This window comes from Streptomyces sp. NPDC050856 (genome assembly GCF_040653855.1).
Taxonomy (GTDB): domain Bacteria; phylum Actinomycetota; class Actinomycetes; order Streptomycetales; family Streptomycetaceae; genus Streptomyces.
In genome coordinates this window covers 152,337-168,674 of the sequence record NZ_JBFAGV010000006.1, presented here as the reverse complement: position 1 = coordinate 168,674, position 16,338 = coordinate 152,337, and the positions used below count along the sequence as shown (strand labels likewise).

The window sequence follows — 16,338 nt, the reverse complement described above, 5'->3', positions numbered from 1 at the left end:
CGCCACTTCCTACAGCCGGGTTGGAGACGGACGGGTCGACTGTACGACCAGTCGGCGCCCGCCCGTTACCTGCTGACGGACCGTCAGTGGCTCACTTCCGGCCGAGCCGCTCGACCAGTGCCGCGTGGACCACCGGCGGCAGGAGGTGGGAGACGTCGCCGCCCCAGGCGGCGACCTCCTTGACCAGGGAGGAGGACAGGAAGCTGTAGGTGGGGTTGGTGGGGACGAAGAGGGTCTCGACACCGGAGAGGCCGTTGTTCATCTGGGCCATCTGCAGCTCGTAGTCGAAGTCGCTGACCGCGCGCAGGCCCTTGACGATGGCCGGGATGTCGCGCTCCTTGCAGAAGTCGACCAGGAGCCCGTGGTGGGACTCCACCTGCACGTTCCCGTACTCACCGGTGACCTGGCGGATCAGCTCCATCCGCTCCTCGACCGTGAACAGCCCCTGCTTGGACTGGTTGATCATCACCGCGACGTGCACCACGTCGTACAGCTTGGAGGCGCGGGCGATGATGTCCAGATGCCCATTGGTGATGGGGTCGAACGACCCCGGACAGACTGCGCGGCGCAACTGAAGTCCCTCGCTCTCCGAACCGGTCATCGTGCGTCTTCGCACGTAGAGGCGGCGCGACCGTACCAAAACGTTCCCTCGCCGTAACGACGGGCCCGCAGTGGTACGAATCCCTCCGGCCAGGCGAACTCCCCGCCCCTGGTGCTGCGCTCCACGGTGACGAGAGCGTCGGCCGTGAGCCACCCCTGAGCCCGGAGTGTGAGGAGTATCTCGCCAAGATCGTCGTCCGGGACGGCGTACGGCGGATCGAGGAACACCAGGTCGTACGGGGTGGCGGGGGCCGGACTCGTCACCACCTGTTCCGCTTTGCCGGTACGGACCTCGGCGCCCGGCAGGCCCAGCGCGCGGACGTTCTCGCGCAGCGTGCGGGCGGCGCGCGCGTCGGCCTCCACGAGCAGCGCGTGGGACGCGCCACGGGACAGCGCTTCCAGTCCGACGGCGCCGGAACCGGCGTACAGGTCGGCGATCCGGGTGCCGTCGAGCGTCCCCAGGAGCGCCTCCCAGGTGGAGAACAGGCCCTCGCGCGCCCGGTCGGAGGTGGGGCGGGTGCCGTTGCCCGGCGGCACGGCCAGGCGGCGTCCGCCGGCCACGCCGGCGATCACGCGGGTCATCTGAGTCCTTGTCCTTCGCGAGAGCACGGAGAGGTCTGTGGGGTCCACGATATGGGCTGGTCCCGGCGCGGCGCCCGTCACCGGCGGCCGTAGCGGGCCCCTCCGCCCGCTCAGCCCTTCTCCAGGTACTGCTCCCGCTCCTCGTCCAGCAGGGCGTCCAGGGCGACGCGCAGCTCCTGGTGGTCCCGCAGGTCCGGGTCGGCCGCGACCACGGCCGTGGCCTCCTCGCGGGCGGCCGCGATGACGTCCTCGTCCTCGATGACGGCGAGCATCCGCAGGCTGGAGCGCACCCCGGACTGGGCCTGGCCGAGCACATCGCCCTCACGGCGCTGCTCCAGGTCGATGCGGGAGAGCTCGAAGCCGTCCAGGGTGGCCGCGACGGCGGCGAGCCGCTGCCGGGCCGGGCTCGCCTCGGGCATCTCGGTGACCAGCAGGCACAGGCCGGGCGCGGAGCCCCGGCCCACCCGGCCGCGCAGCTGGTGGAGCTGGGAGACGCCGAACCGGTCGGCGTCCATGATCACCATGGCGGTGGCGTTGGGGACGTTGACCCCGACCTCGATGACGGTGGTCGCGACGAGCACGTCGGCGTCGCCGGCGGCGAAGCGGCGCATCACGGCGTCCTTGTCGTCGGGCTGCATCCTGCCGTGCAGCGCCTCCACGCGCAGGCCGGCCAGCGGGCCCTCGGCGAGCTGCTCGGCGATGTCGAGCACCGCCAGCGGGGGACGCCTCTCGGCGTCGTCGCCGGCGGCCTTCCTCCGGGGCTCGTCCTCGCCGTCGCCGATGCGGGGGCACACCACGTACGCCTGGTGGCCGTCCTCCACCTCCTCGCGCACCCGCTCCCAGGCGCGGGCGAGGAAGTGCGGCTTGTCCTGGGCCGGGACGACATGGGTGGCGATCGGTGAGCGGCCGGCCGGCAACTGGTCCAGGACGGAGGTCTCCAGGTCGCCGAAGACGGTCATCGCGACCGTGCGCGGAATGGGCGTGGCGGTCATGACCAGCAGGTGCGGCGGCTGCTTGCCCTTGCCGCGCAGGGCGTCGCGCTGCTCGACGCCGAAGCGGTGCTGCTCGTCCACGACGACCAGGCCCAGGTCGTGGAACTTGACCTTGTCCTCGATCAGCGCGTGGGTGCCGATGACGATCCCCGCCTCACCGGTCACCAGGTCGAGCAGGGCCCGGCGGCGGGCGGCGGCGCCCATGGAGCCGGTGAGCAGCACGACCCTGGTGGCGTGCTCGGCGCCCCCCAGCAGGCCGCCCTCGGCGAGTTCGCCCATCATCTCGGTGATGGAGCGGTGGTGCTGCTGGGCGAGCACCTCGGTGGGGGCGAGCATGGCGGCCTGCCCGCCCGCGTCCACGACGGCGAGCATCGCGCGCAGCGCCACCATGGTCTTGCCGGAGCCGACCTCGCCCTGGAGGAGGCGGTGCATCGGGTGAGCGGTGGCGAGGTCGCCGAAGATCTCCTCGGAGACCTTGCGCTGGCCCTCGGTGAGGGTGAAGGGCAGCCGGGCGTCGAAGGTGTCGAGCAGGCCGCCGGGGACGGGGACGCGCGGCACGGCCGGCACCTGGGTGTCGGCGTACCGGCGGCGGGCGAGCGCGACCTGGAGCACGAACGCCTCGTCCCACTTGAGCCGTTCGCGGGCGTGGGCGATGTCGGCCTTGGAGCGCGGCCGGTGGATCTTGTGCAGCGCGTCCGGCAGACCGGTCAGGCCGCGTCCCTCGCGCAGCGCGGGCGGCAGCGGGTCGAGCGCCTCCCGGGCGCCGGGCAGTACCGCGTCCACCGCTTTGGCGATCTTCCAGGACTCCAGCTTGGTGGTGGCCGGGTAGATCGGGATCAGCGCGCCGGCCCAGGAGTCGACGGCCTGGTCGCTGTCGCCGCGCAGCAGTTCGTACGCGGGGTGGGCCAGTTGCGTCCTGCGGTTGAAGACGGAGACCTTGCCGGCGAACATCGCGCGGGTGCCGGGCAGCAGGTCCTTGTGCGGCTTGTGCACGCCCTTGCCGAAGAAGACCAGCTGGAGCCGGCCGCTGCCGTCGGTGATCGTCACCTCCAGCCGCTGGCCTCGCCCCTTGGCCCCGTTGAACGTGACCACCCGGGCGTCGGCGACCTGCGCGACCACCGTGACGTGCTCGTCCAGCGGCAGCTCGGCCAGCGCGGTGAGCTCGCCGCGCTCGGCGTACCGCCGGGGGTAGTGGTGCAGCAGGTCCCCGACCGTGTGCAGGTCCAGGGCCTCGGCCATCACCTTGGCGGTGGCGGCGCCGAGCACCTTCTTGAGCGGGTCACCGAGCATGGCGCCTCCCGGCCGGGTCCGCCGTGGGCGGGGCTGTCTTCAGTGGTTCAGGGAACGCGGGCACGCGATCCATTGCACACCACGGCACCGACAGTCGGGCACATCGTCCGGGGCGGGCCGTCCGGGCCGGTCACGCGACGCCGGTCACTCGACGCCGATGAGCAGGAGCGGGGCCTGACGGCCACCGCGGTAGGTGAGGGTGTCGACCGCGAGGTGGGTCTCGCGCACATGGGTCTCCAGGCGTTCGGCCAGGGCCCCGGGGGCGTCGTCCGCGACGACCAGCGTGACCAGTTCGCCGCCGCCCGACAGCATCCGGTCCAGGACCGTCTCGGCCGTCTTCGCCGGGTCGTCACCGATCACGGCCACGTCGCCGTCGATGAGGCCCAGCACGTCGCCGGCCTGGCAGACGCCGGCGGAGGTGAAGGACCGGTGCTCGGCGACGGCCAGTTCGCCGTAGCGGGTGGCGCCGGCCGCGGCGGTCATCGCGACGACGTCCTCGTCGAAGCGGCGGTCCGGTTCGTGGACGGCCAGCGCGGCGATGCCCTGGACGGCGGCCCGGGTGGGGATGAGCGCGACCCGGACGCCCTCCGCGCGGGCCTGTTCGGCGGCGGCGGCCGCCGTGTGCCGCAGCTCGGCGGCGTTGGGCAGCAGCACGACCTCGCGGGCGTGGGCGCGCCGGATCGCCTCGACCAGTTCACCGCTGGCCGGCGGTTCGCCGGGCCTGGCCAGGACCGTCGTCGCGCCCGCCTCGGCGCACAGGCCGGCGAGGCCCTCGCCCGGCACCACGGCCACCACCGCGCGCCCGGCGGGCTCCGGGGGGCGGACCGCGGCGGCGAAGTGGGTGACGCGGATCCGGTACGGGCGCCCGGCCTCGATGCCCGCCTCGATCGCCGCGCCCGCGTCGTCCACGTGGACGTGGACGTTCCACAGCCCGTCGCCGCCGACGACCACGAGCGAGTCGCCGAGGGAGTCGAGGCGCGCCCGGAGCCGGGCCACCGCGGTGTCGTCCGCCTCCAGGAGGTAGATCACCTCGAAGGCGGGGCCGTCCTGGTCGCAGGTCTCCGACGCGGGCGGGGCCATCGCCCTGGCGGCCCGCACGAGCCGGGCCGGCGCCTCGCCGGAGACGGCCTCGACCAGCGCGCCCAGCACGGTGACCAGCCCGCGTCCGCCCGCGTCCACCACCCCGGCCCGCTCCAGCACGGCCAGTTGGCCCGGGGTGGCGGCCAGCGCGGCCCGGGCGCCCTCGTACGCGGCGCGGGCCACGGCGGCCACATCGCGGTCGGCGGGGCCGTCCGAGGCGGCCTCGGCGGCGGCCGACGCCACGCTGAGGATGGTGCCCTCGACCGGGTGCGCGACGGCCTGCCTGGCCGACACCGCGGCCCGGTGCAGGGCGCCGGCCAGGTGGGCCGCGTCACATCCGCCGGTCATCTCCTCGGTCATACCGCGCAGGAGCTGCGCCAGGATGGTCCCGGAGTTCCCGCGGGCGCCGATGAGCGCGCCGTGCGCCATCGCCCGCACCGCGTCGGGGAACGCGGGCTCGGCGAAGGCGGCGAAGACCGCCTCGACCGCCTGGGACGCCGACTCCACGGTCAGGTACAGATTGGTGCCGGTGTCCCCGTCCGCGACCGGATAGACGTTGATCGCGTCGATCTCCTCGCGCTCGCGGCCCAGCGCCTCCAGCGCCAGGGAGCACCAGGCACGGACCACTGCGGAGTCGAGCTGCGGCACCTGGTGATCCTCCTTGAGCTGCGGGCTGCACCGCAGGGTAGACCCCGTTCGCGGCCGGGGCCCGGGGCGGGGCCGGGCCGGGGAGCCGGGGGCGGGAGGCCGGCGGGTCGTGGTAGTTTCGTTGTACCGAAGCAGTCGTTGTATGCTGCTCCGGTTGCCCGATGAAAGTCGGGACATTCCCCCGGCACTGCCACTTCTCGTCACTGACCTGATTCCGGCACGCCGGATTTCACTGTAAGTGCACCTGAAGTCTTTGGAGTGACCCGTGGCTGCCAACTGCGACGTCTGCGGCAAGGGGCCGGGCTTCGGCAACAACATCTCTCACTCGCACCGCCGTACGCCGCGTCGCTGGAACCCGAACATCCAGCGCGTGCGTGCCGTGGTCAGTGGGACGCCGAAGCGGCTCAACGCTTGCACCTCGTGCATCAAGGCCGGCAAGGTCTCGCGCTAACGCCGACCAGGTTTCGTCGTAGCGCAGCCTCTGCGGTTGCCTTGAAAGCCGGTCCACCTCGGTGGACCGGCTTTTTGCCGTACCCGCTCGGCCGGCGCCGGCCGCCGTCCCCGCTACCGGAAGCGCCAGCCGTGGTCCACCGGGCCGATGCCGCCGCCCAGCGCGAACCCGGCCGCGACGGCCCCGGTGACGTACTCCTTGGCGGCCCGTACGGCCCCGGGGACGTCGAGGCCCTTGGCCAGGCCGGCCGCCACCGCCGAGGCGAGCGTGCAGCCGGTGCCGTGGGTGTGCCGGTTGTCGTGGCGCGGGGCCCGCAGCCAGTGCTCATCGGTGCCGTCGGTGAGCAGGTCCACCGCGTCGCCCGCCAGGTGCCCGCCCTTGATCAGCGCCCAGCGCGGTCCGTACGCCAGCACCGCGTCGGCGGCCCGCCGCAGGTCGGCCTCGCTCTCCACCCGTACGCCGGTGAGCTGGGCCACCTCGTCCAGGTTCGGTGTCGCCACCGTCGCCACCGGCAGCAGCAGGCCGCGCACCGAGTCCAGGGCGGAGGCGGCCAGCAGCGGGTCGCCGTGCTTGGACACCCCGACCGGGTCGACCACCACCGGCGCGCCGGTGGTGGCGAGCAGGTCCGCCACGGCCTCCACCAGCGGCGCCGAGGCCAGCATCCCGGTCTTCACCGCCTGGACGCCGATGTCGTCCACGACGCTGCGGTACTGGGCCCTCACCGCCTCCACCGGCATCTCCCAGGCGCCCTGGACGCCGAGGGAGTTCTGGGCGGTGACGGCGGTGATCACGCTCATGCCGTGGGTGCCGAGCGCCAGCATGGTCTTCAGGTCGGCCTGGATCCCGGCACCCCCGCCGGAGTCGGAACCGGCGACGGTCAGGACTCGGGGTATCACTCGCCCTCCCCGTAGTGGCCGCCGAAGTGGTCCCAGCCGCCCTTGGTGTGCCAGGGGGCGCCGTCCACGGTGACCTGGGGCAGCGCCGAGGGGTTGAGCACCTCGCCGATCACCTTCCAGCGGGCCGGCAGCTTGGTGTCGGGCGGGAAGGTGGCGACGATCGCGTGGTCCTCCCCCCCGGTGAGCACCCACTGGAGCGGGTCGACGCCGACGGCCTGCCCGATGTCGTACATCTGGGTCGGGATGTCGATGAGCCCGGAGCGCAGGTCGATCCGCACCTTGCTGGCCTCGGCGATGTGCCCGAGGTCGGCGATCAGGCCGTCGCTGACGTCGCACATGGCGGTGGCGCCGAGCCCGGCCGCCGCGGGACCCGCGTGGTACGGCGGTTCGGGGCGCCGGTGGGCCTCGACGAAGGCGCGCGGCGAGCGGAAGCCGCGCGAGAGCACCGCGTACCCGGCCGCCGACCAGCCCAGCCAGCCGGTGTAGGCGACCACGTCACCGGGCTGGGCGCCGCCCCGGGTGACCGGTTCGTGGTTGCGCAGGTCGCCCAGCGCGGTGATGGACACCGTGATGGTGTCCCCGCGCACCACGTCACCGCCGACCACCGCGGCGCCCGCGACCTGGCACTCGTCGCGCAGCCCGTCCATGAGCTCGGTGGGCCAGGTGACGGGGAGTTCGGCGGGTACGACCAGGCCGAGGAGCAGCGCGGTGGGGACCGCGCCCATGGCGGCGATGTCGGCGAGGTTCTGCGCGGCGGCCTTGCGCCCGACGTCGTAGGCGGTGGACCAGTCGCGGCGGAAGTGCCGTCCCTCCAGCAGGATGTCCGTACTGGCCACCACCCGCCGGTCGGGAGCGGCCACGACCGCGGCGTCGTCGCCCGGTCCGATCCGTACCGCGGGGGTGGAGGTGAGCCGTGAGGTGAGCTCCCTGATGAGCCCGAACTCCCCCAGCTCGCCGACAGTGCCCTTCATGCCTGTGCCCCTTCTGCCCCAGTGCGGTTGCGGTCGCGAGCCGTCACTGCTGTAGGTACCGTCAAGTAGACCGTCAACTCCGTGCCCCGTGCGCCGACCACGCACGCCCCCGGCCGCGCGGGTCTCCCCGCGGCCCGCGGCGACGCGGTACCGTGGCGTCCCTTCTCCCCACACATGATCCTCGTGGTCGCCCTGGAGGTTCCGTGGTACAGGCGTACATCCTCATTCAGACCGAGGTGGGCAAGGCGTCGACCGTCGCCGACACCATCTCCAAGATCCCGGGAGTGATCCAGGCCGAGGACGTCACGGGTCCCTACGACGTGATCGTGCGCGCGCAGGCCGACACGGTCGACGAGCTCGGCCGCATGGTGGTCGCCAGGATCCAGCAGGTGGACGGCATCACGCGTACCCTGACCTGTCCGGTCGTGCACCTGTAGCCCCCGTCTACCCTAGGCCGGTGATGACTTCCCGGCTCGTTCGCCTGTCCGTCCTGCCCGCCGCCGCCGTCGGCCTCCTGCTGGCGGCGGCGGGCTGTTCCGGCACCGGCGCGCGGTTGTCGGTCGCGGCGCCCAGCCCGTCGAAGGAGGAAGCCGCCTTCTGCCGCGCTCTGCACGAGGAACTGCCCAGGACCGTGGCGGGACTGGACCGGAGCGACCCGGAACCGGACTCCGACCTGACCGCCGCGTGGGGGGACGGGGCGATCGTACTGCGCTGCGGCGTCGCCCGGCCCGCCAGGATGAGCGACCCCAAGGCGCTGGGGATCGAGGTGAACGGCGTGGACTGGCTGCTGGAGGAGCGCGCGGGCGACGGACCCCGCTTCACCTCCACGTACCGCAAGGCGTACGTGGAGGTGTCGCTGGGCGAGCGGTACGCGCACGACTCCGGCCCGCTGGTGGACTTCGCCGACCCGGTACGGAAGACGGTTCCGTCCAGCCTGTAGGGGGCCGGAGTCGCCGGGGGTCAGCGCAGGCCGGTCGGGCGGCGCAGCGCCGCGGCGATGAGCCGGTCGATGAGCTCGGGGTAGCTGACGCCGCTCGCCTCCCACATGCGCGGGTACATCGAGATCGGCGTGAAGCCGGGCATGGTGTTGACCTCGTTGATGACGAACTCGCCGTCGTCGGTGAGGAAGAAGTCCGCGCGGACCAGGCCCTCGCAGGAGACCGCGTCGAACGCGGCGACGGCGAGCCGCTGCACCTCGGCGGTCTGCTCCGGGGTGATCGGGGCGGGCACCACGCCGGAGGCCGAGTCGATGTACTTGGCCTCGAAGTCGTAGAACTCGTGGTCGGTGACCGGGGGGATCCAGGCCGGGGCGCTGGCCCTGGGTCCGTCCTCGAACTCCAGCACGCCGCACTCGATCTCCCGGCCGCTCAGCAGCGACTCCACCAGGATCTTGGGATCGTGGCGGCGGGCCTCCTCGACGGCCTCGTCGAGCCCGGACAGGTCGTCGACCTTGGTGATGCCCATCGAGGAGCCGGCCCGGGCGGGCTTCACGAAGAGCGGCCAGCCGTGCTCACCGGCGAAGTCGACGATCTTCCCGCGGGCGGCGGCGGGGTCCTGCTCCCACTCGCGGGGGCGGATCACCTCGTACGGGCCGACCGGCAGCCCGAAGGAGATGAACACCCGCTTCATGTACTCCTTGTCCTGGCCGACGGCCGAGGCGAGCACCCCCGCGCCGACATAGGGCACGCCGGAGAGCTCCAGCAGGCCCTGCAGGGTGCCGTCCTCGCCGTACGGGCCGTGCAGCACCGGGAAGACGACGTCGACGTCGCCGAGCGCCTTGGGCACGGAGCCGGGCTCGCTGTAGACGACCTCGCGGTTGGCGGGGTCGACGGACAGGACGACGGTGCCCTCGTCGGACTCGGCGAGTTCGGCGACGCTCGGAAGGGCGCGGTCGGCGATGGCCATCCGCTCCGGGTCGTCGGCGGTCAGCGCCCAGCGGCCGTCGGTGGTGATGCCGATGGGCAGCACGTCGTACTTCGTCCGGTCGATGGCGCGCAGGACGGCGCCGGCCGTGACGACGGAAATGGCGTGCTCGGAGCTGCGCCCGCCGAAGACGACGGCCACGCGCGGCTTGCGCCCAGGGGTGGTGGGGAGGTTCTCGCTGCTCATATCGCGTTGAGAGTACCCGCTCGTCCTGGCCACGTCAGCGACCGGGCGCGCCGGTGCCGCCAGCGGCCGGGACCGGGTGCCCGGCCGGGGCCCGGCCATGGCCCCGCGCCGGGGGCCCGGTGCCGGCCCCGGGCCCGGCGGCTCCGGTCAGCGGCGCTCGGGCTTGGCGCTGCGCGACATCAGCTCCTTGAGCGCCACCATCGGCGGCTTGCCCTCGTGGACGATGTCGACGACCGTCTCGGTGATCGGCATGTCGACCCCGTGCCGGCGCGCCAGGTCGAGCACCGACTGGCAGGACTTGACGCCCTCGGCGGTCTGCCTGGTGACCGCGATGGTCTCCGCCAGCGTCATGCCCTTGCCGAGGTTGGTGCCGAAGGTGTGGTTGCGGGAGAGCGGCGAGGAGCAGGTGGCGACCAGGTCACCGAGTCCGGCGAGGCCGGAGAAGGTCAGCGGGTCGGCGCCCATGGCCAGCCCCAGCCGGGTCGTCTCGGCGAGTCCGCGGGTGATGAGGGAGCCCTTGGCGTTGTCGCCGAGCCCCATCCCGTCGGCGATGCCGACCGCCAGCCCGATCACGTTCTTGACCGCGCCGCCCAGTTCGCAGCCGACCACGTCGGTGTTGGTGTAGGGGCGGAAGTAGGGGGTGTGGCAGGCGGCCTGGAGCCGCTGGGCGACCGCCTCGTCGCGGCAGGCGACGACGGCGGCGGCGGGCATCCGGGCCACGATCTCCTTGGCCAGGTTGGGTCCGGTGACCACCGCGACCCGGTCCGCCGCGACCCCGGCGACCTCCTCGACGACCTCGCTCATCCGCTTGGCGGTGCCCAGTTCGATCCCCTTCATCAGGGAGACGAGCACCGTTCCGGGGGCCAGGTGCGGCCGCCACGCGGCGAGGTTGGCGCGCAGTGTCTGGGAGGGGATGGCCAGCACGGTGAAGTCGGCGTCGCGCGCCGCCTCGGCCGGGTCGGTGGTGGCGCGGAGCGACGCGGGCAGCTCGGTGCCGGGGAAGTAGTCGGGGTTGACGCGTGTGGTGTTGATGGCGTCGGCGAGTTCCTGGCGGCGGCCCCAGAGGGTCACCCGGCAGCCCGCGTCGGCGAGCACCATGCCGAAGGCCGTGCCCCAGGATCCGGTGCCGAAGACGGCTGCCGTGACGGGTCGGTCCGCCGTGTCGGGGTGTGTCATCGGGCTTCCTCCCCGGCGGCTCCGCGCCGCTGCTGCAGGCGGGCCTTGCGGTGGTCGTAGGGCTGGTCGGGCGCCTTCTCGCCCCGTACTTCCTCCAGCTGCGCGGTGATCGCGGCCATGATGGCCTCGGTCGCCTCGCGGAGCACGTCGGGGGTGGGTTCGCGGTCGTAGAAACGGGTCAGGTCCACGGGCGGGCCGGCCTGCACGATCAGCGTCTTGCGCGGGAAGAGCCGGATCTTGTTCTCCTTGGCGTACGGCGGCATCGCCAAGTTGGCGCCCCACTGGGCGACCGGGACGACCGGCACCTTGGTGAGCAGGGCGACGCGGGCGGCACCGGTCTTGCCGGCCATCGGCCACATGTCCGGGTCGCGGGTGAGGGTGCCCTCGGGGTAGAAGGCCACGCACTCGCCGCGCTCGATGGCGGCGACGGCGGCGCGGAAGGCGTCCAGCGCGTTGGTGGTCTCGCGGTAGACGGGGATCTGCCCGGTACCGCGCAGCATCGTCCCGACGAACGACCCCTTGAAAAGCGCGGCCTTCGCCAGGAAACGCGGCACTCGTCCGGTGTTGTACTGGAAGTGCGCGTACGACAGCGGATCGAGGTAGGAGTTGTGGTTGATCGCGGTGATGAATCCGCCGTCGGCCGGAATGTGCTCCGTTCCCCGCCAATCCCGCTTGAACAGAACCACCAGCGGTGGTTTTGCGATGACCGCCGCCAGGCGGTACCAGAAGCCGATTCTGCGGCGGGACACTCGGACACCTTCCTCTGGACTGGTTCGCCGGGGGTCAAGTGTCGCCCCGGGTCCCTGGTCTGTCGAGAACACCGTACGCCCCACCCCGCACACCATCCCGCCTGGCTGTGCGGCGGTCGCACGACGGGCCGCCCGGGCCCCGCGCCACAATGGGCGCGATGCGCAAGGACGGAGAGCTCGCCACGAACACCCACCCGACCGGCCCCTGGTCCCTGGTCGTCCCGCTGAAACCCCTTGTACGCGCCAAGAGCAGGCTGGCCCGGGCCGCCGGGCCGGGACTGCGCCCCCGGCTGGCGCTGGCCTTCGCGCAGGACACCGTGGCGGCGGCGCTGGCCTGCCCGGCGGTCCGGGATGTGGCGGTCGTCACGGACGACCCGGTGGCCGCCCTCACCCTGGGCGCCCTGGGGGCCCGCACGGTGCCGGACGGGCCGGCGGCGGGGCTCAACGCCGCGCTGGCCCACGGTGCCGGAGCGGTCCGCGCACGGCGGCCCGACGCGGCGGTCGCGGCACTGAACGCCGACCTCCCGGCACTGCGCCCGGCGGAACTCTCCCGGGTTCTGGAGGCGGCCGGGAAATACCCGCGGGCTTTTCTTCCGGATGCCGCCGGAATCGGTACGACATTGCTGTCGGCGGCGCCCGGCGTGGAATTGCGCCCCGCTTTCGGCGGCGCCTCACGAAGGCGCCATTTGTTGTCGGGCGCGGTGGAAATCCTGGTGGACGGTGTCGCGTCGGTGCGCCGGGACGTGGACACCGGTGAGGACCTTCAGGCGGCGCTGGCGCTGGGCGTGGGGCCGCGCACGGCGGAGCACTGGGCGGCGCCGGGGACACGGCCGGCGGGCGGGCGGGCGTGACCGGCCGGCCGTGTCCCCGGCGCCGGGGTGTGGTGCGCGGGAACGGGGCGGAGCGCCGGGCGGGGGCGCCGGATAGGCTGGCGGCCATGCAGGCGACCGCGTACACGTACGACCCGGACACACGCAGCGGGAGTGTGCTGCTCGACGACGGCACCCCGGTGGACTTCCCCGCGGCGGCCTTCGACGCGGGCGGACTGCGGCTGCTGCGGCCCGGGCAGCGGGTGCGGATCGAGACCGAGGGCGAGGGCGCGGCCCTGCGAATCACACTGGTGACCCTGCAGACGTTCTGAGGCCCGGCCGGCGGCGCACCGCGGGCCGGGCTCCCTCTCGGGGAGCCCGGCCCGGCGTGTGAGTGACCTGGTGGTTCCGCGCCGCCTACTTGCCGCGCGCGGTGGTCTTCTTGGCGGTGGTCTTGCGCGCCGTGGTCTTCTTCGCGGGCGCCTTCTTCGCGGTGGCCTTCTTCGCCGGCGCGGTCTTCTTGGCGGTGCCGGTGGTCTTCTTCGCCGCGGCGCCGGTGGTGGTGGTCTTCTTCGCCGCGGCGGTGCCGGTGGTCTTCTTGGCCGCCGCGCCCGTGGTCTTCTTCGCCGCCCCGCCGGTGGTCTTCTTGGCCGCCGCGGTACCGGTGGTCTTCTTCGCCGCCGCGGTACCGGTGGCCTTCTTCGCCGGGGTGGCCTTCTTGGCGGTGGTGGCCTTCTTGGCCGCCGCGGCGGAGGTCTTCTTGGCGGCGGCCTTCTTGCCCGCGGCCTTGGCAATGGTGGGGGGCGGGCCGGAAAGGCTTCCCTTGGGCGCCTTCTTGACGGCCACCTCGCCGCCCTTGGGCAGCTTCTTGGAGCCGCTGACCAGGTCCTTGAAGCCCTGACCGGCACGGAAGCGCGGCACGGAGGTCTTCTTGACCCGCACCCGCTCACCCGTCTGCGGGTTACGGGCGTACCGGGCCGGGCGGTCGACCTTCTCGAACGAGCCGAATCCGGTGACCGAGACACGGTCACCGGCGACAACGGCACGCACAATCGCGTCGAGTACCGCGTCGACGGCGTCCGCGGCCGGCTGACGGCCGCCGAGCTTGTCGGCAATCGCTTCTACGAGCTGCGCCTTGTTCACGTCTTCCCCTTCGGAGACATTGCCGGAACGAAAGTGTTCAAGCTTTTTCGCACGTTAGGCAGATATATACCGCAAATCAAACACGAAACGGGCTAATCACCCTAGTGCCGCAACGAAGAGGGATCGCTGCGGAGTTCCGGGTGTTAGTCGCCTTCAGGGAATCGGCCCTCGTCGAGGTCCTTCATCAACCGGTCCAGACGCCTTGCCGCGCCTGCGAGATCGTGCTTCGCCGCGGCCGTGATGACCAACAGCTTCCGGGACAGCGCCATCCTTACGCCCTCCGGGACTTGCAGTGCGCGCACTCGGGAGTGCGCTTCTTTCAGTCGGGCTGCGACGGCCTGATAGAGCTCGAGTTGGCTGTCGCGTTCCATGCACCGATTGTGCCATCTGGGGCGAGTTGTCGCCTCCGTAGGGGGTAACTAGCGTGTCCCGGCGGCCTGGTGGGCCCTGCCCGGCACGCCGCCGGCAGCCCCCCGCCGGACCGGTAACTCGCTTTCCACAAAAGCCAGTTGGCCGCCCGTGCCACCCTCCCCCGAGCACCGTCACGGGTGGTGTCGTCATCCGCCGACGGTGTCAGCCGGATGGCCCCCCGCATGACATCGGGCCGGTCGGCAAGAGCACTTTCACGCCATCCTCCCGCCGCTGGTTTTTGCGAGTTGGGCACCGGCTGCCCCGCCGGAGGGGTCCGCACACGGCCGTGCCCCCGGCCGTCTGTCGGCCGGGGGCACCGGGTCGCGCGTGGGGTCGGCGTGCGAGGCGGACCCTCAGAGCTGGAGCGTGCGTGGTTTGTGGCTGGGGCGCCGGGCTTCGTAGGTGGCGATGTCGGGTTCGTCGGCGAGGGTGATGCCGATGTCGTCCAGGCCGTTGAGCAGTCGCCAGCGGGCGTTGGCGTCGAGTTCGAAGTCGGCGGTGACGCCTTCGGCACGGACCTGGCGGGCGACCAGGTCGACGGTGATCTCGGCCTGCGGGTCGGCCTCGGTCAGCTCCCACAGCCGGTCGACGACCGGCTGTGGGAGCACCACGGTGAGCAGGCCGTTCTTCAGCGAGTTGCCCCGGAAGATGTCGGCGAAGCGGGAGGAGACGACGGCCTTGAAGCCGTAGTTCTGCAGCGCCCACACGGCGTGTTCGCGTGAGGAGCCGGTGCCGAAGTCGGGTCCGGCGACCAAGACGGTGGCGCCGTGGCGCTCGGGGCGGTTGAGGACGAAGTCGGGGTCCTTGCGCCAGGCCTCGAACAGACCGTCCTCGAAACCGTCGCGGGTGACCTTCTTCAGCCAGTGCGCGGGGATGATCTGGTCGGTGTCGACGTTGCTGCGGCGCAGCGGGACGGCCCGGCCGGTGTGGGTGGTGAATGCTTCCATGCTGCTCAGACTCCGGCGGTCGCGGGGGCTTCGGACAGGTCGGCGGGCGAGGCCAGGTGGCCCAGCACCGCGGTGGCGGCGGCGACCTGGGGGGAGACCAGGTGGGTACGGCCACCCTTGCCCTGCCGGCCTTCGAAGTTGCGGTTGGAGGTGGAGGCGGAACGCTCGCCGGGCGCGAGTTGGTCGGGGTTCATGCCCAGGCACATCGAGCAACCGGCGTGCCGCCATTCGGCCCCGGCCTGCTTGAAGACCGCGTCCAGGCCCTCCTCGACCGCCTGCAGGGCCACGCGGACCGAACCGGGCACCACCAGCATCCGTACACCGTCGGCGACTTTGCGGCCCCGCAGCAGCCCAGCGGCGGCCCGCAGGTCCTCGATGCGGCCATTGGTGCACGAGCCCACGAAGACGGTGTCGACCTTGATGTCACGCAGCGGCTGCCCGGCGCTCAGCCCCATGTACTTCAGGGCGTTCTCCGCCGCCAGGCGCTCCGAAGCGTCTTCGTACGAAGCCGGGTCGGGGACGGTGGACGAAAGCGGCGCGCCCTGGCCGGGGTTGGTGCCCCAGGTGACGAAGGGCGCCAGCTCGGAGGCGTCGATGACCACCTCGGCGTCGAAGACCGCGTCGTCGTCGGTGCGCAGGGTCTTCCAGTAGGCGACCGCCGCGTCCCAGTCGGCGCCCTCGGGGGCGTGGGCGCGGCCCTCGAGGTAGGCGAAGGTGGTCTCGTCGGGGGCGATCATGCCCGCGCGGGCACCGGCCTCGATCGACATGTTGCAGATGGTCATCCGCGCCTCCATCGAGAGCTTCTCGATGGCCGGGCCCCGGTACTCCAGGACGTATCCCTGACCGCCACCGGTGCCGATCCTGGCGATCACGGCCAGGATCAGGTCCTTGGCGGTCACGTCCTCGGGCAGCTCGCCCTCGACCGTGATCGCCATGGTCCTGGGCCGGGCCATGGGCAGGGTCTGGGTGGCCAGCACGTGCTCGACCTGGGAGGTGCCGATACCGAAGGCCAGCGCGCCGAAAGCGCCGTGGGTGGAGGTGTGGGAGTCACCGCACACCACGGTGGTGCCCGGCTGGGTCAGGCCGAGCTGCGGCCCCACGACGTGGACGACGCCCTGCTCGACGTCGCCCAGCGGGTGCAGGCGGACCCCGAACTCCGCGCAGTTCTTGCGCAGCGTCTCCAACTGCGTACGTGAGACCGGGTCGGCGATCGGCTTGTCGATGTCGAGGGTCGGGGTGTTGTGGTCCTCGGTCGCGATGGTGAGGTCCAGCCGCCGCACCCGCCGGCCGCTCTTGCGGAGACCGTCGAAGGCCTGCGGGCTGGTCACCTCGTGCAGCAGGTGCAGATCGATGTAGAGGAGGTCGGGCTCGCCCTCGACGCGCCGGACGACATGGTCGTCCCAGACCTTCTCCGCGAGTGTCCTACCCATCGCTTTCCCTTCGGCCGGCGTACCGCGCCGGCGCTTCTAGAGATGTGTGGGGCC

At 72.5% G+C, this 16,338-nt stretch carries 18 protein-coding genes; 5 read left to right on the top strand and 13 right to left on the bottom strand.

The features are described 5' to 3' along the window. Positions 1–91 precede the first annotated feature (91 nt). From coaD to AB0H53_RS08300, 4 genes are all read right to left on the bottom strand, one after another. The gene (gene coaD, locus AB0H53_RS08315) at positions 92–571 is read right to left on the bottom strand and encodes a pantetheine-phosphate adenylyltransferase (protein ID WP_362109053.1); all 480 of its coding nucleotides are present in this window, start codon (positions 569–571) and stop codon (positions 92–94) included. A 26-nt stretch (positions 572–597) separates the two neighbouring features. After that, positions 598–1,182, bottom strand: a complete 585-nt coding sequence (gene rsmD, locus AB0H53_RS08310) for a 16S rRNA (guanine(966)-N(2))-methyltransferase RsmD (RefSeq protein WP_362108827.1) — start codon at positions 1,180–1,182, stop codon at positions 598–600. Positions 1,183–1,292: 110 nt separating this feature from the next. Further along, complete coding sequence (recG, locus tag AB0H53_RS08305; protein ID WP_362108825.1) at positions 1,293–3,464, bottom strand: ATP-dependent DNA helicase RecG; 2,172 nt, start codon at positions 3,462–3,464, stop codon at positions 1,293–1,295. A gap of 144 nt (positions 3,465–3,608) precedes the next feature. After that, on the bottom strand, positions 3,609–5,192 hold the full coding sequence (locus AB0H53_RS08300; RefSeq protein ID WP_362108823.1) for a DAK2 domain-containing protein: 1,584 nt from the start codon (positions 5,190–5,192) through the stop codon (positions 3,609–3,611). 265 nt (positions 5,193–5,457) lie between these two features. Between AB0H53_RS08300 and rpmB the strand changes: the two genes are divergently transcribed. Then, on the top strand, positions 5,458–5,643 hold the full coding sequence (gene rpmB / locus AB0H53_RS08295; protein ID WP_016642993.1) for a 50S ribosomal protein L28: 186 nt from the start codon (positions 5,458–5,460) through the stop codon (positions 5,641–5,643). Positions 5,644–5,756: 113 nt separating this feature from the next. On the opposite strand, the gene thiD is transcribed toward rpmB, so the two are convergent. Both thiD and AB0H53_RS08285 read right to left on the bottom strand, forming a co-directional pair. Further along, positions 5,757–6,539, bottom strand: a complete 783-nt coding sequence (thiD, locus tag AB0H53_RS08290; RefSeq protein ID WP_362108820.1) for a bifunctional hydroxymethylpyrimidine kinase/phosphomethylpyrimidine kinase — start codon at positions 6,537–6,539, stop codon at positions 5,757–5,759. After that, entirely contained in the window at positions 6,536–7,510 is a 975-nt protein-coding gene (locus tag AB0H53_RS08285) for a thiamine-phosphate kinase (protein ID WP_362108818.1), read from the bottom strand. Before AB0H53_RS08285 ends, thiD begins: the two co-directional genes overlap by 4 nt. A 203-nt stretch (positions 7,511–7,713) precedes the next feature. Here AB0H53_RS08285 and AB0H53_RS08280 point away from each other — a divergent pair, with 203 nt between their 5' ends. Both AB0H53_RS08280 and AB0H53_RS08275 read left to right on the top strand, forming a co-directional pair. After that, a complete protein-coding gene (locus AB0H53_RS08280) occupies positions 7,714–7,947 on the top strand; it encodes an Lrp/AsnC ligand binding domain-containing protein (RefSeq protein ID WP_362108816.1) in 234 nt (77 codons plus the stop codon). Positions 7,948–7,970: 23 nt separating this feature from the next. After that, positions 7,971–8,450 (top strand): DUF3515 domain-containing protein, encoded by a 480-nt coding sequence (locus AB0H53_RS08275; protein WP_362109051.1) that lies wholly within the window; start codon positions 7,971–7,973, stop codon positions 8,448–8,450. Positions 8,451–8,470: 20 nt separating this feature from the next. Here the strand turns inward: AB0H53_RS08275 and AB0H53_RS08270 are convergent, their stop codons facing one another. The 3 genes from AB0H53_RS08270 to AB0H53_RS08260 form a co-directional block, all read right to left on the bottom strand. Continuing rightward, complete coding sequence (locus AB0H53_RS08270) at positions 8,471–9,619, bottom strand: D-alanine--D-alanine ligase family protein (protein ID WP_362108814.1); 1,149 nt, start codon at positions 9,617–9,619, stop codon at positions 8,471–8,473. Between the two features lie 147 nt (positions 9,620–9,766). After that, positions 9,767–10,795 (bottom strand): NAD(P)H-dependent glycerol-3-phosphate dehydrogenase, encoded by a 1,029-nt coding sequence (locus AB0H53_RS08265; RefSeq protein ID WP_362108812.1) that lies wholly within the window; start codon positions 10,793–10,795, stop codon positions 9,767–9,769. Next, positions 10,792–11,544 (bottom strand): lysophospholipid acyltransferase family protein, encoded by a 753-nt coding sequence (locus tag AB0H53_RS08260; protein ID WP_362108810.1) that lies wholly within the window; start codon positions 11,542–11,544, stop codon positions 10,792–10,794. Before AB0H53_RS08260 ends, AB0H53_RS08265 begins: the two co-directional genes overlap by 4 nt. Before the next feature lie 158 nt (positions 11,545–11,702). Here AB0H53_RS08260 and cofC point away from each other — a divergent pair, with 158 nt between their 5' ends. After that, on the top strand, positions 11,703–12,395 hold the full coding sequence (cofC, locus tag AB0H53_RS08255) for a 2-phospho-L-lactate guanylyltransferase (protein WP_362108808.1): 693 nt from the start codon (positions 11,703–11,705) through the stop codon (positions 12,393–12,395). 86 nt (positions 12,396–12,481) lie between these two features. Continuing rightward, positions 12,482–12,685, top strand: a complete 204-nt coding sequence (locus tag AB0H53_RS08250; RefSeq protein ID WP_362108806.1) for a hypothetical protein — start codon at positions 12,482–12,484, stop codon at positions 12,683–12,685. A gap of 85 nt (positions 12,686–12,770) precedes the next feature. Here the strand turns inward: AB0H53_RS08250 and AB0H53_RS08245 are convergent, their stop codons facing one another. The 4 genes from AB0H53_RS08245 to leuC form a co-directional block, all read right to left on the bottom strand. Next, positions 12,771–13,496, bottom strand: coding sequence for an HU family DNA-binding protein (locus AB0H53_RS08245; RefSeq protein WP_362108804.1), 726 nt, complete (start codon positions 13,494–13,496; stop codon positions 12,771–12,773). A gap of 143 nt (positions 13,497–13,639) precedes the next feature. Next, positions 13,640–13,867: a hypothetical protein gene (locus AB0H53_RS08240; protein ID WP_362108802.1), complete on the bottom strand. Its 228-nt coding sequence runs from the start codon at positions 13,865–13,867 to the stop codon at positions 13,640–13,642. Between the two features lie 393 nt (positions 13,868–14,260). Continuing rightward, positions 14,261–14,854 (bottom strand): 3-isopropylmalate dehydratase small subunit, encoded by a 594-nt coding sequence (leuD, locus tag AB0H53_RS08235; RefSeq protein ID WP_362108800.1) that lies wholly within the window; start codon positions 14,852–14,854, stop codon positions 14,261–14,263. Positions 14,855–14,859: 5 nt separating this feature from the next. Further along, a complete protein-coding gene (leuC, locus tag AB0H53_RS08230) occupies positions 14,860–16,284 on the bottom strand; it encodes a 3-isopropylmalate dehydratase large subunit (protein ID WP_362108798.1) in 1,425 nt (474 codons plus the stop codon). Between the last annotated feature and the right edge of the window lie 54 nt (positions 16,285–16,338).